Source organism: Flavobacterium sp. P3_A6 (assembly GCF_056403035.1).
Map to the genome: position 1 here is coordinate 1 of NZ_JBFUGG010000021.1, position 24,118 is coordinate 24,118.

Annotated in this window: 12 protein-coding genes and 1 pseudogene; 1 reads left to right on the plus strand and 12 read right to left on the minus strand. The window is 35.2% G+C overall.

Going from position 1 to position 24,118, the window contains the following annotated elements:
- Nucleotides 1–2,240: Ig-like domain-containing protein (locus tag AC1DVP_RS16895; RefSeq protein ID WP_477184661.1), on the minus strand; the 2,240-nt coding region annotated here is incomplete at its 3' end.
- Between the two features lie 698 nt (nucleotides 2,241–2,938).
- On the opposite strand from AC1DVP_RS16895, the pseudogene tnpA reads away from it, so the two are divergent.
- A pseudogene (gene tnpA / locus AC1DVP_RS16900) lies at nucleotides 2,939–3,154 on the plus strand (IS200/IS605 family transposase); the annotation flags it as partial.
- A 375-nt stretch (nucleotides 3,155–3,529) separates the two neighbouring features.
- Here tnpA and AC1DVP_RS16905 read toward each other — a convergent pair.
- From AC1DVP_RS16905 to AC1DVP_RS16955, 11 genes are all read right to left on the minus strand, one after another.
- On the minus strand, nucleotides 3,530–4,198 hold the full coding sequence (locus tag AC1DVP_RS16905) for a response regulator (RefSeq protein WP_477184662.1): 669 nt from the start codon (nucleotides 4,196–4,198) through the stop codon (nucleotides 3,530–3,532).
- 813 nt (nucleotides 4,199–5,011) lie between these two features.
- Nucleotides 5,012–5,638, minus strand: coding sequence for a Crp/Fnr family transcriptional regulator (locus AC1DVP_RS16910; protein ID WP_477184663.1), 627 nt, complete (start codon nucleotides 5,636–5,638; stop codon nucleotides 5,012–5,014).
- Between the two features lie 363 nt (nucleotides 5,639–6,001).
- Entirely contained in the window at nucleotides 6,002–6,670 is a 669-nt protein-coding gene (locus AC1DVP_RS16915) for a response regulator (RefSeq protein WP_477184664.1), read from the minus strand.
- Nucleotides 6,671–7,266: 596 nt separating this feature from the next.
- Nucleotides 7,267–8,463, minus strand: a complete 1,197-nt coding sequence (locus AC1DVP_RS16920) for a DUF4861 family protein (RefSeq protein ID WP_477184665.1) — start codon at nucleotides 8,461–8,463, stop codon at nucleotides 7,267–7,269.
- A 94-nt stretch (nucleotides 8,464–8,557) separates the two neighbouring features.
- Nucleotides 8,558–10,579: a DUF2264 domain-containing protein gene (locus AC1DVP_RS16925; protein ID WP_477184666.1), complete on the minus strand. Its 2,022-nt coding sequence runs from the start codon at nucleotides 10,577–10,579 to the stop codon at nucleotides 8,558–8,560.
- A gap of 239 nt (nucleotides 10,580–10,818) precedes the next feature.
- Complete coding sequence (locus tag AC1DVP_RS16930; protein WP_477184667.1) at nucleotides 10,819–11,937, minus strand: glycoside hydrolase family 43 protein; 1,119 nt, start codon at nucleotides 11,935–11,937, stop codon at nucleotides 10,819–10,821.
- A 1-nt stretch (nucleotide 11,938) separates the two neighbouring features.
- Complete coding sequence (locus tag AC1DVP_RS16935; protein WP_477184668.1) at nucleotides 11,939–12,790, minus strand: glycoside hydrolase family 16 protein; 852 nt, start codon at nucleotides 12,788–12,790, stop codon at nucleotides 11,939–11,941.
- Between the two features lie 135 nt (nucleotides 12,791–12,925).
- On the minus strand, nucleotides 12,926–16,816 hold the full coding sequence (locus AC1DVP_RS16940) for a glycosyl hydrolase (RefSeq protein ID WP_477184669.1): 3,891 nt from the start codon (nucleotides 16,814–16,816) through the stop codon (nucleotides 12,926–12,928).
- Nucleotides 16,817–17,245: 429 nt separating this feature from the next.
- On the minus strand, nucleotides 17,246–19,228 hold the full coding sequence (locus AC1DVP_RS16945; RefSeq protein WP_477184670.1) for a RagB/SusD family nutrient uptake outer membrane protein: 1,983 nt from the start codon (nucleotides 19,226–19,228) through the stop codon (nucleotides 17,246–17,248).
- Nucleotides 19,229–19,239: 11 nt separating this feature from the next.
- Nucleotides 19,240–22,566, minus strand: coding sequence for a SusC/RagA family TonB-linked outer membrane protein (locus AC1DVP_RS16950; RefSeq protein WP_477184671.1), 3,327 nt, complete (start codon nucleotides 22,564–22,566; stop codon nucleotides 19,240–19,242).
- Between the two features lie 395 nt (nucleotides 22,567–22,961).
- Nucleotides 22,962–24,116 carry a glycoside hydrolase family 88/105 protein gene (locus tag AC1DVP_RS16955; RefSeq protein WP_477184672.1) on the minus strand — a complete coding sequence of 385 codons (1,155 nt, stop codon included), beginning with the start codon at nucleotides 24,114–24,116 and terminating at the stop codon, nucleotides 22,962–22,964.
- Between the last annotated feature and the right edge of the window lie 2 nt (nucleotides 24,117–24,118).

A 24,118-nucleotide genomic window follows, 5' to 3' on the forward strand; every position in this document is an offset into this window, starting at 1 on the left:
GGGCTGGCCGTGATCGTTACCGATATCGAAGCTCTCGCGCTCTCACAGCCGTTCACCGTCTGGCTGGCATAATAGGTTCCCGTAGCCAGCGTCTCGGTGCCGGCATATAAAGTCCCGCCTGCTGTAGCTGAATACCATTTGATCCCTGYKCCTGACACGGCTAGGTCGCTTACTTTTTTRGCTTCCGCAGAGCAGTAGGTCTGAGCCGAAGCTGTCGGGGCTGAAGGGCTGGCCGTGATCGTTACCGATACCGAAGCTCTCGCGCTCTCGCAGCCGTTTACCGTCTSGCTGGCATAATAGGTTCCCGTAACAAGCGTCTCGGTGCCGGCATATAAAGTCCCGCCTGCTGGAGCAGAATACCATTTGATCCCTGCTCCTGACACGGCTARGTCGCTTACTTTTTTAGCCTCCGCAGAGCAGAATATCTGGGCAGTTGCTGTCGGGGCTGAAGGGCTKGCCGTGATCGTTACCGATACCGAAGCYCKCGCRCTCTCACAGCCGTTYACCGTCTGGCTGGCATAATAGGTTCCCGTAACAAGCGTCTCGGTGCCGGCATATAAAGTCCCGCCTGCTGKAGCTGAATACCATTTGATCCCTGTGCCCGATGCCGACAGGTCGCTTACTTTTTTACCATCTGCCAAACAGAATGTTTGTGCCGATGCTGTTGGGGCTGTTGGCGTAGCAGTTACAGCAATAGTTACACTTTCGGTAAATGTACATCCACTTCCAGTAGTAATTGTTAAAGAATATATGCCTGCATTAACAACTTGAGCATTTGAAATGATTGGAGATTGTAGAGACGACGTAAATCCATTTGGACCAGTCCAAGCATATGTAGATGCTCCATTAACACCACTTAACGACACTGTACTACCTTGACAAACTGGAGTTGTTGCTGATGCAATAACTGACTGCGTGACATCAACCCAGTGATCCTCAACCTCACCATCAATTGCAAGCCCTGTTGAAGTAAGTGACAAATCAGTAGATAATCTAATACGGGCATAATAATTTGTGCCTTTATTTAAACCAACAATCGATGATAATGGAACTACTACATTACCATTAGTTCCTATAGGCACAGTTGAAGTTGCTAACTCATTGGTGTCAAACACACCATTTCTATTTGCATCAATCCATAAATATAATTTAGCTATTGAGGTAGTTGTGTTTTTAACATTAATTGTTGCAGAACAAGTTGACCAAGTAAAATTTACAATACCATCTTCATCATCACTACCATCAAGATCATCGCCATTTGGGATTGTTCCTGATGTGGCATTATTACCTGCATTCTCTGTATCTACATCAGTACCAATTAATAATAACGGATCTACTAATGTAGCCCTGTCCGTATCTAAAACATTGGTTGTTGTGCTTAAATCTTTATTTCCAGCTGCAAAATTTCCACCTGTAAAGGCTGAATTAACAATATGGTAGGCTGAACCATAAGAAACTGGTGCATCAGAAAAATCTATTTCTTCAAAAATACCAATTGCAACATTCTGTCCGCCACCGCTAGCGGCTAATTCTACATCAATATAAGGTACATCTTCCGCAAATAAAAGTGCATCACCTTTACTATCACCACTGCCAGGATTAGTTGCTTTAATAGTTCTTCCCGAATTAGATACAATTAATCTAGTAATCATATTTGTCCAAGTATTATTTTTAATAAACTTGTCCAAATAACGTAACACTGGTGAAGCAATCGGCACTGACAATTGATAATACTCAGTAGGACCTGACATACTTTCCGAACCCGCAATAGCTAATCCAGCAGCATTAATTACAGCGCCTGATGGCAATGTTGCAGTAACTGTAATTCTAAAATTTACCTTGTTACCAGATCCTGCTCCTCCAATTATCTTATTTGAGAGACCAATAATTTTTGTACTATTAGAACTAAAACCACCATAACCAGATGGCATATTGTTTCCACCAAAACTATCAATATTTGCACTTGAAAAAGTACCCGGTGAAACTGTTTGAACAATATTAGATATAGTAGCCCTATATACTATTCCAGAAGGGCTTGTAAAAGTTCTTACAATACCGTTTGTAATAAGATCATTTTGCAATGAATTAGAATTTAAATCCCAATTAATCCAAAAAATTTTTTCTTTATACAAACCTGTTCCAGTTGTAGCCTTCGAAGCCGATTGTGCTAATCCTGAGGTCTGTATTATAAATAACGTAAGAAACAATAAGTACTTAGTAGGAAAGTATTTTTTTTTCATAAATTAATCTTTTTGATTCATTTAGCTGTTACACCAATTCAATAATTTGATATATGCCATTTAGAAATATAAAATAATCCAATTTTTTATCTCCCTCTGCTTTGGAGAGGGTTGGGGCGATAAAAAACAAAAAAACTATTTTATATTTCTAAATGGTACTATATACCTTGTATTGATTTTAACAATAAACGATTTTGAGCGAAAATAACAGTAATATTTTTCTAAAGATTACGGACTTTTTTGATAAAAATTACGGACTTATATTTAGGACATATAAGTTGCCTCTAATAATTCAATCGAAATAAAAAATGCAATCTCCAAATCTGCAATTCTCAAATAATAATCTCATTTTAAACAATTATTTAAAGGCTAAAACCTGCCAAGCTGGGCAAAAAAAAAAACAGACCTAAAGCACAGTGAACAGGAAATTACAAATCAACCAATGTTCATACATCGCTCATTTTTATCAAACTAAATCACAACAGATTATTAATATATTTTTTTTAGAAATTGAGTACTGAATGGCTGCTTTTTATTCATTACTTGTGCATCGCACTCGTTTTTAGTGATGATATAATTTATTATCTTCCTTTAATTTTATAATTATAGAATAGTTTTATTGGTCTCAGTTTGGACTTAAAACCCTGTATTTTATTGCAGAACTTTTAGTGATACGAAAAAATCTTTATCTTTATCTTATGAGTACAGATTTAAGAAAAGGTTCGCATACCGTAAGTCGATTAACATGTCATGCTGTTTGGGTTACCAAGTATAGATTTAAAGTTCTGAAGCAAGGAATTTAAAAGCGCTGTCGTGCAGTTTTGATACAAATATGTGAAGCAGAAAGAATAGAGATCTCAAAAGAAGTTGTAAGTTCAGATCATGTTCTTATACATATCGAATATGCACCAAAGTAAAATGTGCCTTCAATTTTAAAAAGCTTTAAAGATTCTAATTTCATTCTCGACTGAAATGAAAAGAAGGATTTTAGTCAATGTCATTAAGTGAAGCGTTTCATGTCATTTCGACGAAGGAGACTCGAGCGATAGCGAATAGGCGAAGCAAATCGCATAACGTGATTCACTAGTGAGATTCCTCATTCTTCGGAATGACAAAACGATGACTTTATATCCTTAAGTTAATGACATTGGGATTTTAGTCTTTCGTAAAACAAACGGCTGCACTTTGAGTACAGAGTCGTTTAGTTTCAAAATTCCAGGAATAAAATATTGCTGCCGTTTTTTTTAAATTATTATTTCATCCAGCTTAATGTTTCAAGCAACTTGAATTTACAGCAATCCTATTTTTTTAGCTTTACTAACTAGATCCTTATCGCTGCCTTTTCCCTCTAAAAGTTGATCTTTTATGTTAGCTTTTCTTTTTTCTATAGCACTCATAGAAAGAGGGATGTAGTTTGGGAGATTAATAGTTTTAACTCCCTGAGAAATTAAGACTAATATCTCGTTATCATAAATATCCCAATTTACATTTTTTTTAAATAATTCTCTTTGGGATTCTATGACTGTTTTACTTTGATATATACTTCCATCGGTAATTTTTTTGAAAATAGATGGGAATGATTCAGAGGTTATATCATTTTTAGAAAAAAGTCCTTCAGGTTTAATTTTTTTTATGATTCTATCTAAGGTTAAGGATTCACTTTTCATTGTAATAATTATTATTTTACAATCTGTAAACTTTTCTTTAATTAATAGCGCCAAATCTACACCATTATTAATATTAAAATCTTTATAAGGAGGAAGACTAACATCTAATAAAGCTAAATTAATATTTACTTGCCGTTTTAGATTTAAAAATATTTTGTTGTAGGCATCTTCACAATTATGGCTTTTTATAAAATTCGGTTTGTTTTCTTGAAAATCAGTTTTTGATAATAGATTAATATAGCCGTCTACAATTATCGGAAGATTATCTACAATCAAAATTTCATAATTCATACTTTATAAAGTGTTTTATTGTTAATAATAGAAATACTAATAAAAAGTGGAATAACACTTAAGGTAGTTTTTCATAGCTCAGACTCCATTTTTGCTCGCATGTCAATTGGGTTTTACAAGAAAAATTCCATTTATTTTGGTTACATTAATTAAAAATTATTACTGTAAAGTCATCTAGTTCAAATCAATAACATTGCTGACATACTAGGTTTGCATCCTGTTCTTGTCGTTGGAATAGTAATCGAAGACTATTGAAAGAACCTGCATTATCGGTTTCCCTGGTGGTAATAAAAGCGTCTGGATCTGAATCTGAACAATGACAAATAAAAAAAGTAGTAAAGTGTAAAGTTTTCTCATAAAACTATTCTTTTGGAGCTACAATAATTGGATTTTGTAGGACAAAAGTATAGTTAAAATTTTAACAGTTCGGTAGTACAAATACACTCTAAGAAGAATAACAAAATTTCGGATGTTAAAAATAAATTCGCAAACAACTCATTTATAGATATTTAAATAAAATAAACAGAAAGTCTAAAAAAAACGAGGAGTGATTATTTGACAAATGTCAAACTTTATTTTTCAGATGCACCACGAATTTACCTACAAAACTAATTTAAAGTCTACAAATTAATAAGCAAAAGAAGACAATACAACTAAAAGTAACTTGGCTAGAAAGATGATTATAGATATGAACTAAAGAGCAGAAGTGAAATTAAAATATTAAAAAAAAAGATAAAAACCTTGTTTTTAATAATTTAAAAAAATGAAAATTTTTAAAAAACAGGGATGTGATTATTTGATAATTGTCAAACTTTATTTTTCAGATGTGTTACGAATTTGGCTGCGAACACGGCTTAACGTTTCAAGATTAATGCCCAAAAAGGAGGCAATGTATTTTAACGGAATTCGATTAGAAAGATGTTTATAAGTTTTTAGAAAATATTCGTATTTGATTTCGGCTTTACTTAGTCGTCCCACTAAAGCTCTGATTTCGGCCTGAGCATAGTGTACTTCGTAAAACCGTCGTGCTGTTATATTAAATTCCGGTTCAATATCGTACAAATGTTGTAAGTCTGAATATTTCATCCCTAAAAGATCCGAATCTTCGATTGCTTCCATATTTTCTTCACTTGGTATTTGAAATATAAAACTATAAATAGACGCCACCAACTCATTTTCGACTGTAATCCAAGTGGTAATTTCCCTATTACAATCTTTCACGTAACCTCGAATTGCCCCTTTATTCACAAAATAAATCATATCGCAAATCTCACCTGATTTATGCATTTTTTTACCTTTTCTTAACTTTATCGGGTAACTATTTTCGGTAAGGAATTTTTGAGAACCCTCACTGATAGGATAAACACTATTGAGAACGTATAAAAGTGTAGCGGCTTCTTCGGGAGTACTATGGCAAGGCTGTAAATTCAAATTATTCATAATCCGATTAAAAAAAATCTATTGGTTTATTTGGGGCATTTTTATTAGGCAAATATAATTGTTCAGGATAAAGAAAAACAAAACCCAAAGAATATAGTTCAAAACAAATAAAATGCAACTATCTCTATTCCAATACTTACAACTCATGTAAATACTGTATTTCCTACTCTGAATCTGTAAACAAAAAGTAGAAAAAAAGTTAAGCTAGATTTTTTTTGTAACTAGTTAATTTAACTCGTTGGTATAATTAATTTTTTAACAATATAAAACAAAGAAAACCTGTATTTTTATTTGCTTTTTTGACAAAATCTAAATCTATTATTTCTTTCTTATTTGACTCTTGATGTTTCAAGCAGCTTGAATTCACAGCAGTCCTATTATTTTAGCTTTACTAACCAGGTCTTTATCACTGCCTTTGCTTTCTAAAAGCTGATCTTTTATGTTAGCTTTTCTTTTTTCTATAGCACTCATAGAAAGAGGAATGTAGTTTGGGAGATCAGTAGTTTTAACTCCTTTAGAAATTAAGATTAATATCTCATTGTCATAAATATCCCAATTTATATTTTTTTTAAATATATCTCTTTGTGATTCTATGATTGCTTTACTTTGGTATATATTCCCATCTATAATTTTTTTGGAAATAGATAGGAATGATTCAGAGGTTATATCATTTTTAGAAAAGAATCCTTCAGGTTTAATTTTTTTTATGATTCTATCTACGGTTAAGGGTTCACTATGCATTGTAAGAATTATTATTTTACAATCTGTAAACTTTTCTCTAATTAGTAAAGCCAAATCTACACCATCATTAATATTAAACTCTTTATAGGAAGGAAGACTAATATCTAATAAAGCTAAATTAATGTTTACTTGTTGTTTTAGATTTAAAAATATTTTGTTGTAGGCATCTTCACAATTATGGCTMTTTATAAAATTTGGCTTTCTTTTTTGAAAATCAGTTTCTGATAATAGATTAATATAGCCGTCCACAATTATTGGAATATCATCTACGATCAAAATTTCATAATTCATACTTTATAAATGGATTATTGTTACTAAATTAAAAACTCAAGTTATTCCCAACTACTATACTGATATTCAATTAGTATAATAGCTGCAAAGTAATGTTAAGTAAGGAAGTATGAATAGGGATAAATCAGTAAAATTAAGGGGGTAAATTCGCAATCGCTTTTTTAAAAAAATATGACTATCCGTAACTAATACCAAACAGATAGAATTAGCCACAGATTAAAAAGATTTACACAGATTTTTTCAAAAAGTGTAATGAAATCTGTGAGAATCAGTGTAATCAGCGGCAAAAAAATATACATGGTACTTCTTTGCGGACAGTCATATAAAAAAATAGCCCGAAGTATGAGTCGTAAAGGAGATTGCTGGGATAATACTGTAGCTGAAAGCTTCTTTAAATCTTTGAAAACTGAATTGATTTATGGAACAAGCTGATTTCTAAAAAACAAATGAAACTGCAAATCTTTGAACATATTGAAATTTGGCACAACCGAAAAAAGGAGACATTCTATTTTAAATTATTATCACATAAGTATCAGCCTGTCAAAAATAAATTATACCTCAGCTATACTTCATGTTTTTCGGGTGCATAAAAACAATTATAGTTTAACTTTTAATGGATTTTGAATTATTTTCGACTGCTTCTCCAAAAGAGCATCCCAATCTTCGACAGAATGCACCTGACCGCTTTTAAGCCATGCAAAACCCGCATAGTAAACCGATAAATTATTTTTAGGATGTGTCACAATTAAAATCTGACTTTGATCAACAGCTTTAGAACGGTGATCAAATGCCTCTGACACCACTTTTGGATCAATCAAAATTCCTTCTCCCACAAAAGAATCATCAATTGGTTCCCAATGGCGAAAAATTCCTTTTCTGGAATCTATATGTACTGATCCCTTTTCCTTATGCAGTGTAATTCCTAAAGTATAATTAGGAATCTTTACTGCTGAACTGATTCTGTTTTCAAACTTTGAAAAGTTAGAACCAAAATCAAGAGATATTCTTTTCGTCTCTTTAACGCCATACTTGCTCCACGCAGGATACTCCAATTCAAAGACAGCGCGTAGCGGGCCTTTTGCAATTACTTTATATTTCTGAAAATTTTTAGAAGTGTACAAACTGTCTTTTTCCCAAATTCCAGTTCCTCCATTTCCTCGGCTGTAGCCAACCTGATATGGATCATATCCTTCTCCATGGTCAATATGATAATAGCCTGAAACTGCAGCATTCTTAGCATACCAAGAATCAATAATTGGATAATCCACCTTTTTAAGCCAGATATCTATTCCGCTGGAAAGCACTCCGCCTGCTTTTCCCTGATCAACCAGACGCTGTGCTTCTGGACCGTAAGTTCGGAAAGCCACCCTGTCATTCTCCCAAGCAAAATCATCTATCCGCTCCGGAACAAAGCGTGCATAAGTAGTAAGTTTCACAGCAGGCCTGTTTTTACTTGCATTTTCATCAGTAAAAATTGTATAAACAGTTTTAGACAAAGCAGCAACCGTGGCCTGAAACAGCAACTCATCTGGTCTGCCGTCAAGATCTGAATCAATCAATTGAGTTACCAATTGATTTCCTTTTTCATCTTTCACCAGTAAATCATCATAATTCTTAATCGAAGAAAAAACTTTAGCTTTATGAAGGTCTATTGAAACAATTTCTGCCGTACGGTCAAAAGGGAGCGTATTTTCAATGAAAATTTTTCTGCTGAATCCATCAGCGTTATCAAAACCCGAAAACAAACCAATGATTCCTATATAAGAAATACTGATTTTTAAATTTAATTTCATACTTGTTATTATTATACTTTATATACTACTGCTGTTAGTGCCTTCTGCAAATCTATACACAAACGCCTTAAAACCTCAACCAAATCCAAAGTGGCTATTTTTTATTAAAATCAACTAACTTCTGCGTACCGTTATTAAGCTGAATTATAATGTTACCCTCTTTTTGCTCAAGGCTTTTTACAGGAACCAGCTCCTTTTTACTCCATTTTTCACCAGATTTTTTCCAAAGCATAACTGTTGCATAAACATTGGATTCCTTATTGTCTGGATTAAAAGCAGCAGCAACATCAATCACCTTACTGGTTTCACTTTCCGGGTGCAGTCCTTTGGCCGTAACCACTTCTGCCGCATCCCAGCCCAAAAGCGGGATCATAGCCAATTGGTATTTTCCATTATCAATAATAGTAACTGTTTTCCCTTCTATTTTTCTTGTTACAGTTGTAATTTCTTTGCCAATTTGTGGCAAGGCATAATGCCCTAATCGCATAGCAACTGGAACTGTGCTACTGTTTTTATCTATTCTTAAAATTCCGTTTGGCAAAGGAATATCTGCCAAATTCATTTTAATTTGTTCATTAGTTTCCAAAACGGCATCACGATAATAAATACCATCTTCAAACTTTTTGAACGTAAATAACCGTAACGGTTCCCATTCCTGTTTTTCATTTTTAAAAACATAGTTCATTGCAACTTCCCCGTTTGCACCATCTGCCTGCCAAGGAAAAGCACTATTATAAGAAAGGCGGTTGTAATTTTCTGTTGATCGGAATCCCTGCCAATCGTCTTTTTTCTTTTCATGGCACCAAGCTCTTACCTCAGAAGCTCCAATGGCAGGATAATCTGTAATTAAAATCTTCGAACCTTCTTGAAAATTAGTATAGGCCTGATCTTTACGGAATTTGGTTTCCCAGTCTCCTTCATTTTCTTTTGCTGTCCAAAAAGGATTATCATCAGGCAATAAAAGCCCCAGAAAAGCTTTCCCCATCCAATATACGCTTCCTCTGCAGCTATACACTTGTACGGCGGGCTCAAATGCTCCATAAAAACCAAGTGTGGGCACATTGTCTTTCATAAATTCCGGGTGCTCTAGAAATTGTTTCAAAACTCCAGATGAAATTCTTCGTAACCAGCCATTATTTACAGCTGAATCATTTTCTAATCCCATAAAAGGAAAAGCGGCAATGGTAGCAATCCTGTAACTAATACTGCGTCCAAACATAATCATCTCCCCGTTACGGCTAAACATTAAGGGATAATTGGAATTGAGATCTTTAAAATTGCTTCTAAACTTTGAGGCATATTCAGGATAATATTTATTTCCAAAATATTCGGACCACAATGCTCCATACAATTGATAGCCCCACATACTGTAATAATCATAAGCTGGATTATCATTGTACCATCCATCGCCTCTATAATCGCTTAAAGATTTTTGCAGATATTCCTCTAACAATTTTTCATTAACCGGATAACCCTGATCTTTGAAAAAACTCAATACAAAAATGTTAAAAAACTTCCAATTAGAAGGTACCGTAGGACCATCACCATAACTCAGCATGGATTTGGCCAATGCATCTTTTTGATCTTGAGGCAACGGTTTCCAAAGCACCTCAGGATTAGTCAGCATCGATATTGCTATGGCTCCATATTCGACCAAATTCTGACTTGGCCCCCCATTTTTGGATCGGGGAACAATATAAGAAGGACTATTAGAATCGATTAATTTGCTGAATTGATGCCTGTAATACTCCGCTACATTGATATTATTAATCACTAAACCAGGATTTTCCTTTAGAAGCGGAGAGGCAATAAATAAAGTCCTGCTCAAACCCTCTAATTTCTCTGTAGGCACTTTATTTTCATCTTGAGGATAACTTTTTCCAGGCTGTTTTGGAAACTTCATTGGATCATCAAGAGTATGAACATAACTAAAGGCTCCTTCTAATAAATAAAGTGCGGCGTCTTTCCAATGTTGTTTTGTCATTCCTGTATAGGGACTGAGACTGTAATTAGGTTTTTTTATCTGAAAAATAGCAGTGACATTTTCTTTTTGCTGTGAAAATAAAGACACGCTGAAAATACTAGCTAAAAACAGCATTTTTTTAATTTTATTCATTTTTGAAATAATTTTGCAATTATTGGTATTTACAATTACTTTTTTATTTATCCCGGCGAAGTACCTTTAATAATATAGAAACCACAACACATAAGCGTAAAACAACACTATTCAAATATAAAACTATATACTCATAAATTGCTGTTTTTTAAAAAATTTAAGGTATCTTTTAATAGCTTCGTTTACCTGCGGATTTGGTAATCCTCCAGCGTTAAATCCTATTTTTAGTTTTATTGATTTTATTTAAAATCTGTTAGATTCCATTTATCAAACCATTTCAGAATTGGTTTCTCATCTGTGATCGTTATTGGTAACCAAATATAACTGCCATCTATAGGATTATCAGGCTTCCATCGGTCAGCCATAAAAATAAATTGACCTTTTTTCCCTTCTACTGGCAAAATATAAGTGCTTTGCGAATGAAATGTAAGTGATGCATCTTTTCCAGCACATGGATTCCCTAGAGACTGCCATGGCCCCCATATAGATCTGGATTTAAACGAGCGCGCCTCATTAGGATCCCAGCCTGTACAGCCAGAAGTTATCATATAATAAACCCCGTCTTTTTTTAAAACTGCCGGTGCTTCATTATGCCCTGTAGGTTCCATTCTTGTCCATCTATCTGTAAAATCCGAATAATCGTCCGTAAGCTCTGAAATATGGAGTGTCAGATTATCTTCTGACGCATGCACAAGATAAGCTTTATCGTCATCATCAACATAGACAGTCATATCTCTGGACATCTGTCCTTTTTCAAAATCTCTTCGAACCTGCATTCCGTTTTTGATTGCTTCCAGCCATTCTGGAGTCCAAGACTTTAGTGCATTTTCATTAATTGAAGCAGACTTAAAGTTATCATTGAAATTCATTGGCCACACACCTTTATTAGGGCGGTATGATTTTTTGTATTTAAAAGGTCCTTTGGGACTGTCACTTATAGCAACAGCAGCTCTGGCGGCATCATAACCTTGTCCTTTGAGCTCCAAATGAAACCACATAATGTATTTACCTGTTTTTTTATTAAAAACTACTTTTGGACGCTCCATAATACAGCCTTTTGTTATTTCAGAATTAAGATCTTGTTCAACCTTTAGGACAATACCCTCATTTTTCCAGTTGTACAAATCTTTTGAAGCATAACAGCTGATTCCTTTCAATGATGTRTTCCCTCCACGTCCCGCAGTCTTATACTCTCCATACCAATAATAAGTCCCATCAGCAAAAATAACACCGCCTCCATGGGCATTAATATGTACTCCATTAGTATCTTTCCATTCTTTTCCCGGAACAAAATAATTGCTCTGGCTGAAGACAAAAGAACATACAAAACTTATAATTATCGAATATTTTAATTTCATTTTACTTCTTTTTTTGATAAACCCTTATATAATCTATGATGTATTTTGATGGAAAACTAGCAGCTGCATATTCTCCTCCATTAATTCCTCCTACCGCCAGATTTACTAATAAATAATGAGGCTGCTGAAATGGAAGTATTTTTTGATTTTCGTTTTGAATTGTTTCTGATACATTAGTCTCATTTATCAATTGATCATCAGCATATAATTTAATCGAATGGACATCCCAATCCATTCTCCAAATATGAAATTTATCAGCCCAGTCTTTTTTAAAATCAGTCAACGGAATCGTTTTACTGTCCCAGGCCGTAGCTCCTGTATTTAATTTCCATGCCGTATTGGCCAGTATTTTTCCCGTATAATATTCCATGATATCAATCTCGCCGTTCGCAGGCCAATTTCCTTTTACGCCCAATGTCCAAAAGGCTGGCCACATTCCTTTTCCAACTGGAATCTTAGCCCGCATTTCAAATCGTCCATATTGCCAGGAATGTTTTCCACGCGTAATTAAACAGGACGAAGTTACTTTTATCGAATCTCGGTTTTTTCGCCAGTCTTTATGATTATAAGAGACAAAATCAGGGTTTATTCTCCTTTCTTTTTTGGCTTCAATTACAAGAAATCCGTTTTGGCAATAGGCATTTTCCCTTTGATACCATTGATTTTCATTGTTTCTGACAAAACCTTCTTCATAATTCCAATTCTTTTTATTTGGAGGCCCGTTTGTATTAAATTCGTCTGTCCAGACTAACTTATAATCATCAGGTTCTGAAAGACTTTGTTTGTGCTTGACAAAACTAAAAATTAACGTCAGGACAATTCCTAATACCAAAAACTTACCAATAAATCTCATTTTAAATATATTTTAAATCAAAATTAATTATGAGCCATTCTAAGACTGCACTATTTAAACAAGGGATCCCGAAAGATCCCTCATCAATACTAAAGTAAAAAAACAATAATAATATTCTCTTTCGTCTGCAATTTTTTATTTTTTAATAACTTGGAGTATTTTATCTGGATGCGATTGAATCTTTACCAGATAAATTCCCGGAGGCTGATTTTCAATATTCAAATGAACTTTACCGTTTTCACTTAAATAATTCAATGTTGAAATTAATTTACCATCCAAAGTATAAATTGCAATTGCAGCTAAATCCTCATTCGCTGGTAAAATAATATCGAATTGACCTGTCGTAGGATTGGGAAACGCGCTAATTGCATCAACAGATTTTTCTTCCAATGTATTCAGAGCCAAAGCCTTTTCTGTTTTAGCAGCCGCTCCTTTTTGAGTTGTCTGTGATAATGTTTTAACCTGCAAAGCTGCAGAATACTGACTTTCTCCTCCAGCATTCTCTGATGCAATTTTATAGAAGTAATCTGTATTCGATGCTAAATTTGTGTCGCCAAAAATGCTGTCTTTTACATAAGCTGCTAAAATTTCGTAAGTACCATCTATAGCAACTGATCTTTTAATTTTATAAGATTCTGCTCCTGCTGCAGGCGACCATTTTAAATTGATCACTGATGCCGATAATGCCTCACCCTGAAAGTTTGCTGGAATCGCCGGAATGGCAGGCTGATCATAAACCAATATCGCTGAGTATGCTGACTCAGCATTGTCTTTACCAATAACTTTAATTCTATATTCGGCATGTGTACGAACCTGATCAATTTGTTCAAGAACATTATAATTTGTTGATTCATAGAAAACTGAAAATGCGCTTTCACCGCTTAGCTTTCTTTCAAGAACATATTTATTTACTAATTCCTGATTAGTTCCTGTCCATTTTACTCTAATATTTTTATAATCTGATGAAAGGGTATAACTCAAGGTTTCCACTTTTGTTTTCCATAGAGGGATGTATTCCTTAGCTGAATTATAGGCTTTCGCCGATGCATTTTTAGCATAATATTGTCCTGCTGGAGTTAAAACCGTATAATCAGTTGATGTGCTGGAAATCACTGGTGCTGTTTGCAGCCAAACATAATTCTGCCAGTTTGGATTTCTTGTTTTAAACGCATCATTGATGGTAACATACATTGCTCTGGCATCTTGTACCCAATTGTATATCGAATAGCGCTCTACATAATCGGCACTTTCAAGGACCGCTAATACCGCCGCCAAATCATTTTTGTTCTTCGTAGCATTAGCATCCGTAAGCGTATTAACATCATCCGGAAAATTATTAGCTGTCCAGTTTGCACCAATATTCCATTCTGTAATCCAAATTGGTCTGTGGTATTTATCATATATGTACTGTAAATCACTTTTCCATTGAGCTGCAGTTTTATACCAGTAACAGTGCAGCGCAACATAATCAACTCGATAATTATTAGCCTCTGCCTTAGTCATAAAATTAGCCATCCACGGATTAAAAGGATCTGATGTAGCTGGCGAACCCACTCTTAAGCCTGATTTGAGAAGACCCGGCCAAGAACTTATCGCAGCCTCAACAGTCATATTTGATTGATCTGGACGATCTGGTTCATTAAACCCTAATAAATGTGTATACCCATCTTTAGTATATGCAGGTGTAAATGAAGGCCAATATTGTGTTTGTCTTATCGGAACATATTCCACGTTTGGTGTGGTATTCATTCCTGTATTCCAATTGTAATACCATGTAATATTTGTTGCATTTATAGCTTCTGTACTCCCGCCCGCAAGTCCTTTTTTGGTGACTTGGTGCCATTTCATTGTTCTGATAAATGAAATTGTTCCTTTTAAATTAATGGGTAAAACCGGAATTTCAAGATCTTCATTTTCTGCTATATAAACTCTGCTGTATCCTGATCCATCTGCACTTGTAGCAAAAGTTGCCATATAACCTTTTTTTAATTTAAATGATTTAATCACATTATCAAATGTTCCTAAATTGTCAAATGGTGTTATGGTAACATATTGCTGAGATGTTCCTGCAAAATTTTCTTCTGTAAAAACTTGCAATGGCTGATAATCTACAGAATATGGTGAGACAACTGCTCCTGATCCATAATTTGTAACATTTACATTAGTACCATTGACTGCCGCAGTACCGTTTATTGAAACATACTGTAGCTGCGAACTAATTACTTCACTTGGTTTAATATTTTCAAAATACAGACGGTTATCTGCCGAACTTAAGTTTACTGTCGAATTAATTAAAGGATTGTTTCCGTTTTTAAGATATAAAGAAGCAGTTCCGCTTAACACAACATTTGATTTTGTATAAGCCGCAGTACTCGTATTGCTTGAAATATTTGCAGTCTGCAGTGAAGGGCTGATAACTTTCACCGGTGCGTAAGCTGTATTTTCAAAAGTCACAGAAGTAATTGCCATATCAACAGCACCAGCTGCATAATTTTTTCCAATAACAATATTGGCTGTCTGCTGTCCCTGAACCTTTAAATCACCGATTCCAAAAAGTGCATTGGCTCCAGTTACATTAATGTAGTAAGTACCTGCGGTCTGCGATTGAAATGACAAATCTCCTGTTCTTAATTTATTAGCAGCTCCAGTTACAAAACTTTTAGATGCCAAAACTATCCCTCCGCCATTTGCAGCTGTGGAAACAGATACACTCATTTGAGAACCCGGACTTAAATTCGAAATATACTCATATATCCATGAAAACTGATATCCTTTGGAGGCTTCTAACTGCACTGGTAAAGAGTAAACTGAATTTTGAAGCGTAGTACTATCCCATCTGATATACATTAACCTTCCGCTGTAAACTGAACTATCTGATTCAAAAGTATGACCAGAAGTTACATCCATAAATCGTACGCCGCTAGTACTGTTTGCTGTATTAAAAATAGATGGAGAAGCAACATTAGTCCATCCATAAGCAGCTGGAGTTCCCGCATTATCATTAAAAAATCCGTCCCAGCTATTAATTAAATTGGAAGATTTTAGTTTTAAATCGGCAATAGCCATAAGTCCGTAATCACCAGTAATTGTCACGTAGTAATTACCCGTAAAATTCGAAATAAAAGATAAATCCCCTTTTCTTAATTTGTTAGCATTACCGGTTGTAAATGATTTAGAAGTTAAAACCCCAGATCCATCAGCGCCCGACGATATTGCAACATTCAGTTTGGCGCCAGGAGCAGCATTCGATATGTATTCATAAATCCATGAAAATTCATATCGCAAACCCTGTTCCAGCTTAACAGGAAAACTATAAGTCGAAGCTGAATAACTTGCGTTGTCCCAACGAATGTACATTATTCTTCCGCTGTAAACCGAATTATCTGATTCAAAAGTATGCCCCGAAGTTACATCCAGATATCTAACGCCACTGGTTGAATTAGCAGTATTCCAAGGAAGGCTTGCAGAAGTATTAGCCCAGCCATAATCATTTGGTTTTCCAGAATTATTCCCTGTAACTCCTGCCCATCTTCCTAGTAGATTATCAGTGCCATATGCTATTACTGCTCCTGAATTATCATTTAAAAGATCAAGCGTTTTCGAAGTTAAATAATGTCCGTCCTGATAAATATTGGCAACGCCGTCTTTTATTGCATATCTATAAGTTTGCTCCTGAGCATTATCTACAGAAGTACTTAAATTATCTGGCAATGACAAAATTGTTGTATTATTAAAAGTAGTTTTATCTAAAGATGTTCTAAATCCGAGTCCGCTTGTATTTTTAACCTCAACATCTAATCCTCTGCCAACAGCCGCATTAACTTTGGCTTTTACTTCTAAAGTAAATTCAGTTTGATTAGATAATGGAAATGATATAATGTCTGAATTCACAGCATTTGTAAAAGTCTTAGGACCATTTAATGTTGTATCTAAACTTGCTTTAACAGGCAGATTAGGAGCTTGTGCATGTATATTGAATACAAAAACCGATAACCAGAATAATAAAAATGTGTATAATTTTTTCATATGAAATATTTGTTTTAAAAATTATTTTAAAATTTTTGTATGCTTTCATTGGTAACTGACAAAATTATTTGCTTAAGAAACTTCAATACTTCGGTTTATAAGATTAAAACAGAACCAGATTATTCCTTTCGCTATTATTAACAGGCAAAATTTTATTGAAATTTATAGTTATCATTATACATTGCTGAATCCGTAATTCTTCTTTTAAATCATACGCTCACAATATATTTATTCATGCGGATTTTATGAATGACTGCCGGCATTATCCCTTATGACCAGAGATAATGCTTTAACAGTCAACATTTATAAAAACTACTATTTAAGAGTTTTTTTAAGTTTAAAAATCTTTGCAGGATAAATAAACTGCAGTACAAGAGAACAATTCGAATTACTGCAGTTTAGATATTTTTATAATAATTAAACAGCTGATTAAAGTTTAGTTTCATCTGCAACAGCATCCTGCCATTTATCCCAGACTTTAACGTTAGCATTGTAACCGTCATAACCAAAGTTCTGACTTAACTGTCCTTTAATATTAGCCGTTATGGCGCTGTTTGGAATGGGCCAATAGTTATTACGTTTGTCCATGGTATAAAACTTAGTGCCATTTGGAACAACAATACCGGCTGGATATTTGTTGTAAAGTGTATAATGTACAATACGCTGATACCAATAACTACCTCCAGATGAACCTACTCCAGATTGTTTATCCCAATCCGTTTTACTGTATGTCTGACCCCACTCATCTGGTTTTCCGCTAAGGGCGAGACAGTGCGAGATACGTTTTAGCTCCACATTCCTCCATTCTTCCAGATAAAGTTCTCTTCCTCTTTCTGCACAAATATCACCAATAGTTACTTGGGTATACATTTGTGTGGCTCCAGCTCTAGCTCTTATAACATTCACATCCTGAGCTGCACCGGCAGTATTGCCTTGATAGAAACGTGCTTCTGCTCTTAACAGATAAGTTTCAGCTAAACGATATAAGTACCAATGCGCTTTACTTCCGGTGCTAGCTCCTTGAAAATCAGTTGCATTTGGATTGGTTTCATTCACAACATCATGCAGATAGATTTTATACAACGGAAAATCAAACCACTCACGAAGAGTGTCTTTTGACAACAGCGTAGTGCCATTTTTCATTCTAAAATTTTGCTGGTAGTACGCAGAAGTCTTATCACTGTATTTAAGATCTTCCATATTCACCCAGTTGCCAACAGTGCTGTTATGTCTAAGATCAGTCTTATCCTCAATACCGTTTACTACCCACATAGGATGCTGTGAATAATAGGAAGCGCTAATAGTAGCAATACCGCGTCCCAGTGCTCTTGCATAATCATATTTAGCTTGGTAATTAGCATTGTTTGAGGCAAAACGGCCTGCTGCCTGTTTTCCATCAGGGGTAGTAAGCGTACCAGAATTCCAGTTTGGCCCAAAAATTCTCATCGAGGCAAACGGTAAAAACGACTGTACTCCTCCGTTTGGCATTACCATGATAGCTTCTTTATTACCAGCAATAACCTTATTTTCAGGCCTGTGTAAATCCCAGATCACATTTCTGTTAATAGTCCATGTTGTTGGATTTCCTCCTGGATCAAAAGTTCCAAAATTGCTTTGCATTAAAGAATAACCCGATTGATTAATCAAAATATTGGCCTGTGCTTCTGCTTCTGCAAATCTGCCAGATGCTAAATAACACTTAATCAATAACTGACGGCATGCGCCTTTATTAACTAAACCAACATAAGCTAGTTTTGACTGTTCTGGCACCCATTCTACCGCCTTTTCCATATCTGCTGTAATCATTTCGATGATCGCTTCTTTTTTGGTAGAATAATAACTCTGCTTTGGAACCTCCAAAATTTTAGTAATTAACGGAATATCTCCAAATTGATATACTAGATTAAGATAACGGTATGCTCTATGAAAATAGGCCTGGCCAATATATTTACGCTTAACTTCTTCAGTTAAACTTGTTACATTATCAATGTATGTCAATACGGTATTGGCATACTTAATACCATTATAACCTTCATCCCAGTAAAATCCAAGATAAAAATCATCATTTGTTGCTGTTTTAAAGCTTCCGGTAGGAACTATAGTATTAGCAAAATCAGAAATAGTACTGCTATTATCTGTTTTCCCATATTTTGCCATATCAGAGAAAACATATTCCGTACCGATAGGCACACTATTACCGGCAGCATTATAATGAATATAATTATTACGTAGTCCTTTATCAGCAATTGCTAAAACTGCCTGCAATCCAGATTCTGTAGTAAATGTAGTTTCTGGTTCGTAAAACGAAAGCGGATCCGGCTCCAGAAAATCTTTTGAACAAGAAACCAAAAGAGCAGTTGCTACCGCTAAAGGTACAAGTATTGAGATTTTATTTTTTATATATCTTTTCATCATCGTAATTATTAAAGTGAAACGTTAAAACCTAAATTAAACATTCGTGTAGCCAATCCCCCTGTTTCCGGGTCTCCATAATATTTCCATTCGCCGGAAGCAGCCCACGTTGCAGCGTTCTGAACTGAAGTATAAATTTTGAAGTTTCTAACATGCAGACGGTCTAAAAGATCTTTAGGAAGAGAATAAGCCAGCGAAATATTATCTAAACGAATAAAACTGCGGTCATATAATTTTGCTGTTCCAGCTCCTGCAGGTCCTCTGGCATCAAGACGCGCCCAGTCATTAGTTGGATTATCAATTGTCCAATATGGATTTACAAACGGGTTGTAGTTGTTTGTATACAAACTGCCGTCATTATAAGTATTCATATAACGGCCGTCAAGTGATTTATGCCCCATATAGGAATACATATTAATTGCCAAGTCCCAATTTTTATAAATTTTAAATTCATTGCGCAGCGACCAGTTAATCGGTGGAGCTGTTTCCCCTAAAAACTGTTTGTCTTTTTCATTATAAGTTGGCTTCCCATTCACATCATCGGCAGTGTAACTGTTTTCAACTTTTGGATCACCAGGACGCTGACCGTATTTTGCAGCTTCTGCAGCCTCCTCTTTTTGCCAGATTCCAATTACTTTATAATCCCAGATTTGAGAGATTGGTCTGCCAATAAACCAACCGTTAGTTTTATCATCAGACTCTTTCTTCCCAATAACATTACCATTGGCATCCTTAACATCTTCCATATTACCATACAATGCATTTATGGTATTTTTATTATATGAAAAGCCAACCATGGTAGTCCATTCAAAATTTGGTTTTTTGATATTTATAGTATTAAGACTTACTTCAATCCCTCTGTTCTCAACTTCTCCAAGATTGGTAGCAATTGATCCAAATCCTGAGAAACCAGGCAGACGCTGACTCATAATCATATCATTGGTAACCATTCTGTAAACGTCTATTGTACTTGTAATGCGGTCATTTAAGAATCCAAGATCAAGACCAATATTTGATGCCGTTGTTTTTTCCCATTGCAGATTTGGATTCGCCATACGGTCAATTGCTAAATACTTAGTATCAACAATATTTCCTGAACCATCTATATATCCCATCGTTGCTCCAGTTCCAGAACCTAAGTTTGCCAATGCTATATATGGATCAGCAAGTGATCTGTTTCCGTTTTTCCCCCAAGACAAACGCAATTTACCGGTACTCATAGGCTCCCATTTAAACCAGTTTTCTTTATTAAAGTTCCATCCAAATGCAACGGAAGGAAAAGTTGCATAAGGATACGAAGCTCCAAATGCTGAATATCCATCTCGGCGTACAGTTCCTGTTATCATATAACGATTATCAAACGAATAGAAAAGTCTCGCCATTAATGCATCGGCTGTTTGATGCGTATCGGTTGTAGAAAAAGAGCTGTTTAAAAGCGTTGCATTTGCCGTATTGTGAAACCCTAGAGCATCTGACGGCTGAATATTACGTGCATAAGTAATATCCGACCATGTTTTTAGATCTTCAGCTTCCTGAACAAAAGTGGCTACGATATGGTGTTTCCCAGCAAATGTATGATCCCATGCTAATGTATTATTCAAGTTCCAAGTAAATTTTTTACCACTACCTCTATCTACTCCTATATTAACAGGATTCCAGTTTTTATTACCTGATGACTGAAAATAACGATTGTAAAAGAATTCATAGCGCGGAGCAGCATTAAATGAATACGTGATACCTGCAGGTAAAGTTACCTTTGTATTAAAAATGGTATTCAGCACGGTATACCCTTTCTCAAGCTCCATATACTGTCTGTCGTAGTAGTAATTATATCCTCCAATAGTTGGTCCCATTGGCTGTCTTGCATAATCGCCGTTTGCTTCTTTAAAGTTAGAAAACGGACTGTTTCTTAACATATTTGCGTCCCAGTAATTAGTACCGGTACCAACAGATATATCTCCATCTGAACGATCTTGAAAATTAACGTTTGCTCCAAATTCAAGCCAGTCCGTAATTTTAGCATCCACTTTCATATTTGCACGAACTGCAGAATAATCATTACCCTGAATAGCTCCTTCTGCCGTTAAATAACCCAAAGACATATAATAATTTACTTTATCTCCAGCTCCGGAAACGCTTAAATTATTGTCATGATTGATTCCTGTTCTAAAAGTGCTGTCATACCAGTCGTGTGTTGTTCCTGAAGTAAAATTCTTTAAAAGCACAGCGTCAGTAATACCCAATCTCAATCCCCATACTTCATTCAGACTCTTCCCTTGTATTTGTGCAGCTGGCTGATAGGCTAGCCATTGAGCTTGAGATATTCCATACTTATCTAATTGGTTAGGGTTTGAGTAATACCCAGCTTTGCCAGCAGCTGTCCCAGTCACCCATGCCTCGTAATTTCCAGTTGCTGTATTTGAACCATACGTTTTGGCAGTCTCCCAATCTTCACGATATTTTACATATCCCTCTGGAGAATACACATTGCGATAGGCGCTTTTATTGGTAATTGTCGTGTTTGTGGTAACATTAATAATAGGCTTGCCATTCTTCCCTTTTTTGGTTGAAATAACAATAACCCCTGCAGCCGCTTTAGATCCATATACAGCTGTCGCCGATGCGTCTTTTAAAATATCTACCTGACCAATATCATCAGGGTTAATTTCTGAAAGCTCTCCGTAGAACTGCATTCCGTCTAAAATAATAAGCGGTGAGTTATGACCACCATCAGAATAAACAGAAGTCTGCCCGCGAATCTGCAAAGAACCTCCTCCTTTTGCATCAGCCGAATAACCAACTTTTAGACCAGGAACACCTCGCAAAAGATCTTGAACTGTCTGCGGATTTTGATTTGCTAAAGCTTCGGCTTTGACCTGAACAATTGATCCGGTTAAATCCTTCTTCTTCATTTTGCCATAACCTACCACTACCACTTCATTTAATGTAGATACCTCACTTACCAATTTCACTATAATTGTAGTGTTCCCTTTTAAAGCGACCTCCTTAGTTGTAAAACCCGTAAAGGACACTATTAATACTGAATTCTCATCAGCTTTTAAAGTAAATTTTCCATCAAAATCTGTTGTAACAGCCAGTTTAGTTCCTTTTACCGTAACTGTCGCACCCGCTAATGGAATCCCATTTTCGTCATTAACTTGTCCGTTTATACTTTTTTCCTTCTGTACATTTTGCAGTACTTTTGCACTTTTGTTACTAATAGCGTATGCATGAACTTGAGATAAAGAAACTAATACACAAAACATGATAAGTTTCTTTTTCAAATTAAATCCAGATACACAATCAGGACCTTTTTTAATCCTAATAAAATTTGTCATTTTTGGTTGTGATTTTTGGTTAATTAATAATTTGTTAGTTTGCAAATCACAGTATCATCAGATATAATTAAAATCACCTCAAGCTATTTTTAAGTCTTCTTTAAGATTAATATACCCAACATTAACATATAATTCACATTGTAAATGTAGCGTAACACTAATGCTTCAGAGGGGGTGATTACAAGATTAAAAAAGGGGTAAATCAGCATTATTCTATATAAAAGAGGATATTTTTATACCAATGATAAAAAAACAAGAATAAAAATATACAATGCATAAAAAAGGAATCCAAAACAAATGAAATGAAACACTGAATATTGTTTTTTTGCATAAAAAAGCGGCTGTGTTTTAATGTTAAACACAACCGCTCTTTAAGGTTATAAATTCTAATTATATTATTCTACAAAACGGCTCATTTCTGATGCAGCCAATAAAAATGCGCCAACACCAAAATCGGCTGTAGAGTTTTTATCGACTACCTGCCCAGGAATGGCTTTTTCGCCTATAGGCTGAATATATCCAACTGTACCATCCGCCTGAAGAGCAAAAGTGATTAAATAATTCCATGATTTTTCCACCACTGGCAAATAGGTTTCTTTATCCAAGATACCATTATTGATTCCCCATAAAAAACCATAGGTAAAAAAAGCCGTGCCGCTTGTTTCTGGCCCGGGAGCATGTTCGGGATCCAAAATACTTCTTGTCCAGTAACCCTCTTTTTGCTGGGCATTTGCCAAAGCTTTTGCCATATCTTTAAAACGGCTGATGTATTCTTTTTTATGTTTGGCAGCATTTGGTAAATCTTGAATAATTTTGGCATAGCCAGCAAAAATCCACCCGTCTCCTCTAGCCCAAAAGTCTTTTTTCCCATTTGCACTTTTGTGTTTTGGATATACATATTTTGCATCACGAAAATACAGTTTTGACTCATTGTCATACATAATACTATTGGCATGCGTTAAATAAGAATGCAGTTTTTCTAAATACATTTCGTTCCCGGTAAGCTTATATAATTTAGTCATTACAGGCATTACCATATACAATCCGTCTATCCACCACCAATAATCATTAGCCTCGGTACTCATTTCATATTCCATAACTTCCTGGGCACGGGCAATTTTTCGGGGATCATTTTTTCCTGTAAAGTTGTACAAATCTATATAGGTTTGGAAACAAATCTGCCAGTCTCCAAAAAGCACATGCTTATCGTTTTCCCCATAATTGTATTTCCATTCCGACTTGTCAGCCGATTTGGCTCCCATCCATTGATTTTTTTCTGCCCAAGCCATAGAATAATCCAAATATTTTTTATTTTGGGTCACTTTATAAGCCTCCATATTTCCGGTATGATAAGCGGCAACATTCCAAAAAGCATTGCCCAGTTCAGGATGTGCCTCTTGCCAGCGGCTATTTACTTTATCAATAATAGATATAACTTCTTTTTTTGATTGCTTTATTGCTGTTCCCTGCTTTACTGCACCGCTTTTACAACTAATAACCGCTAAAGAAACAGAAGCCATTAGGATAAAAAATGAGTTTTTAAAATTCATAA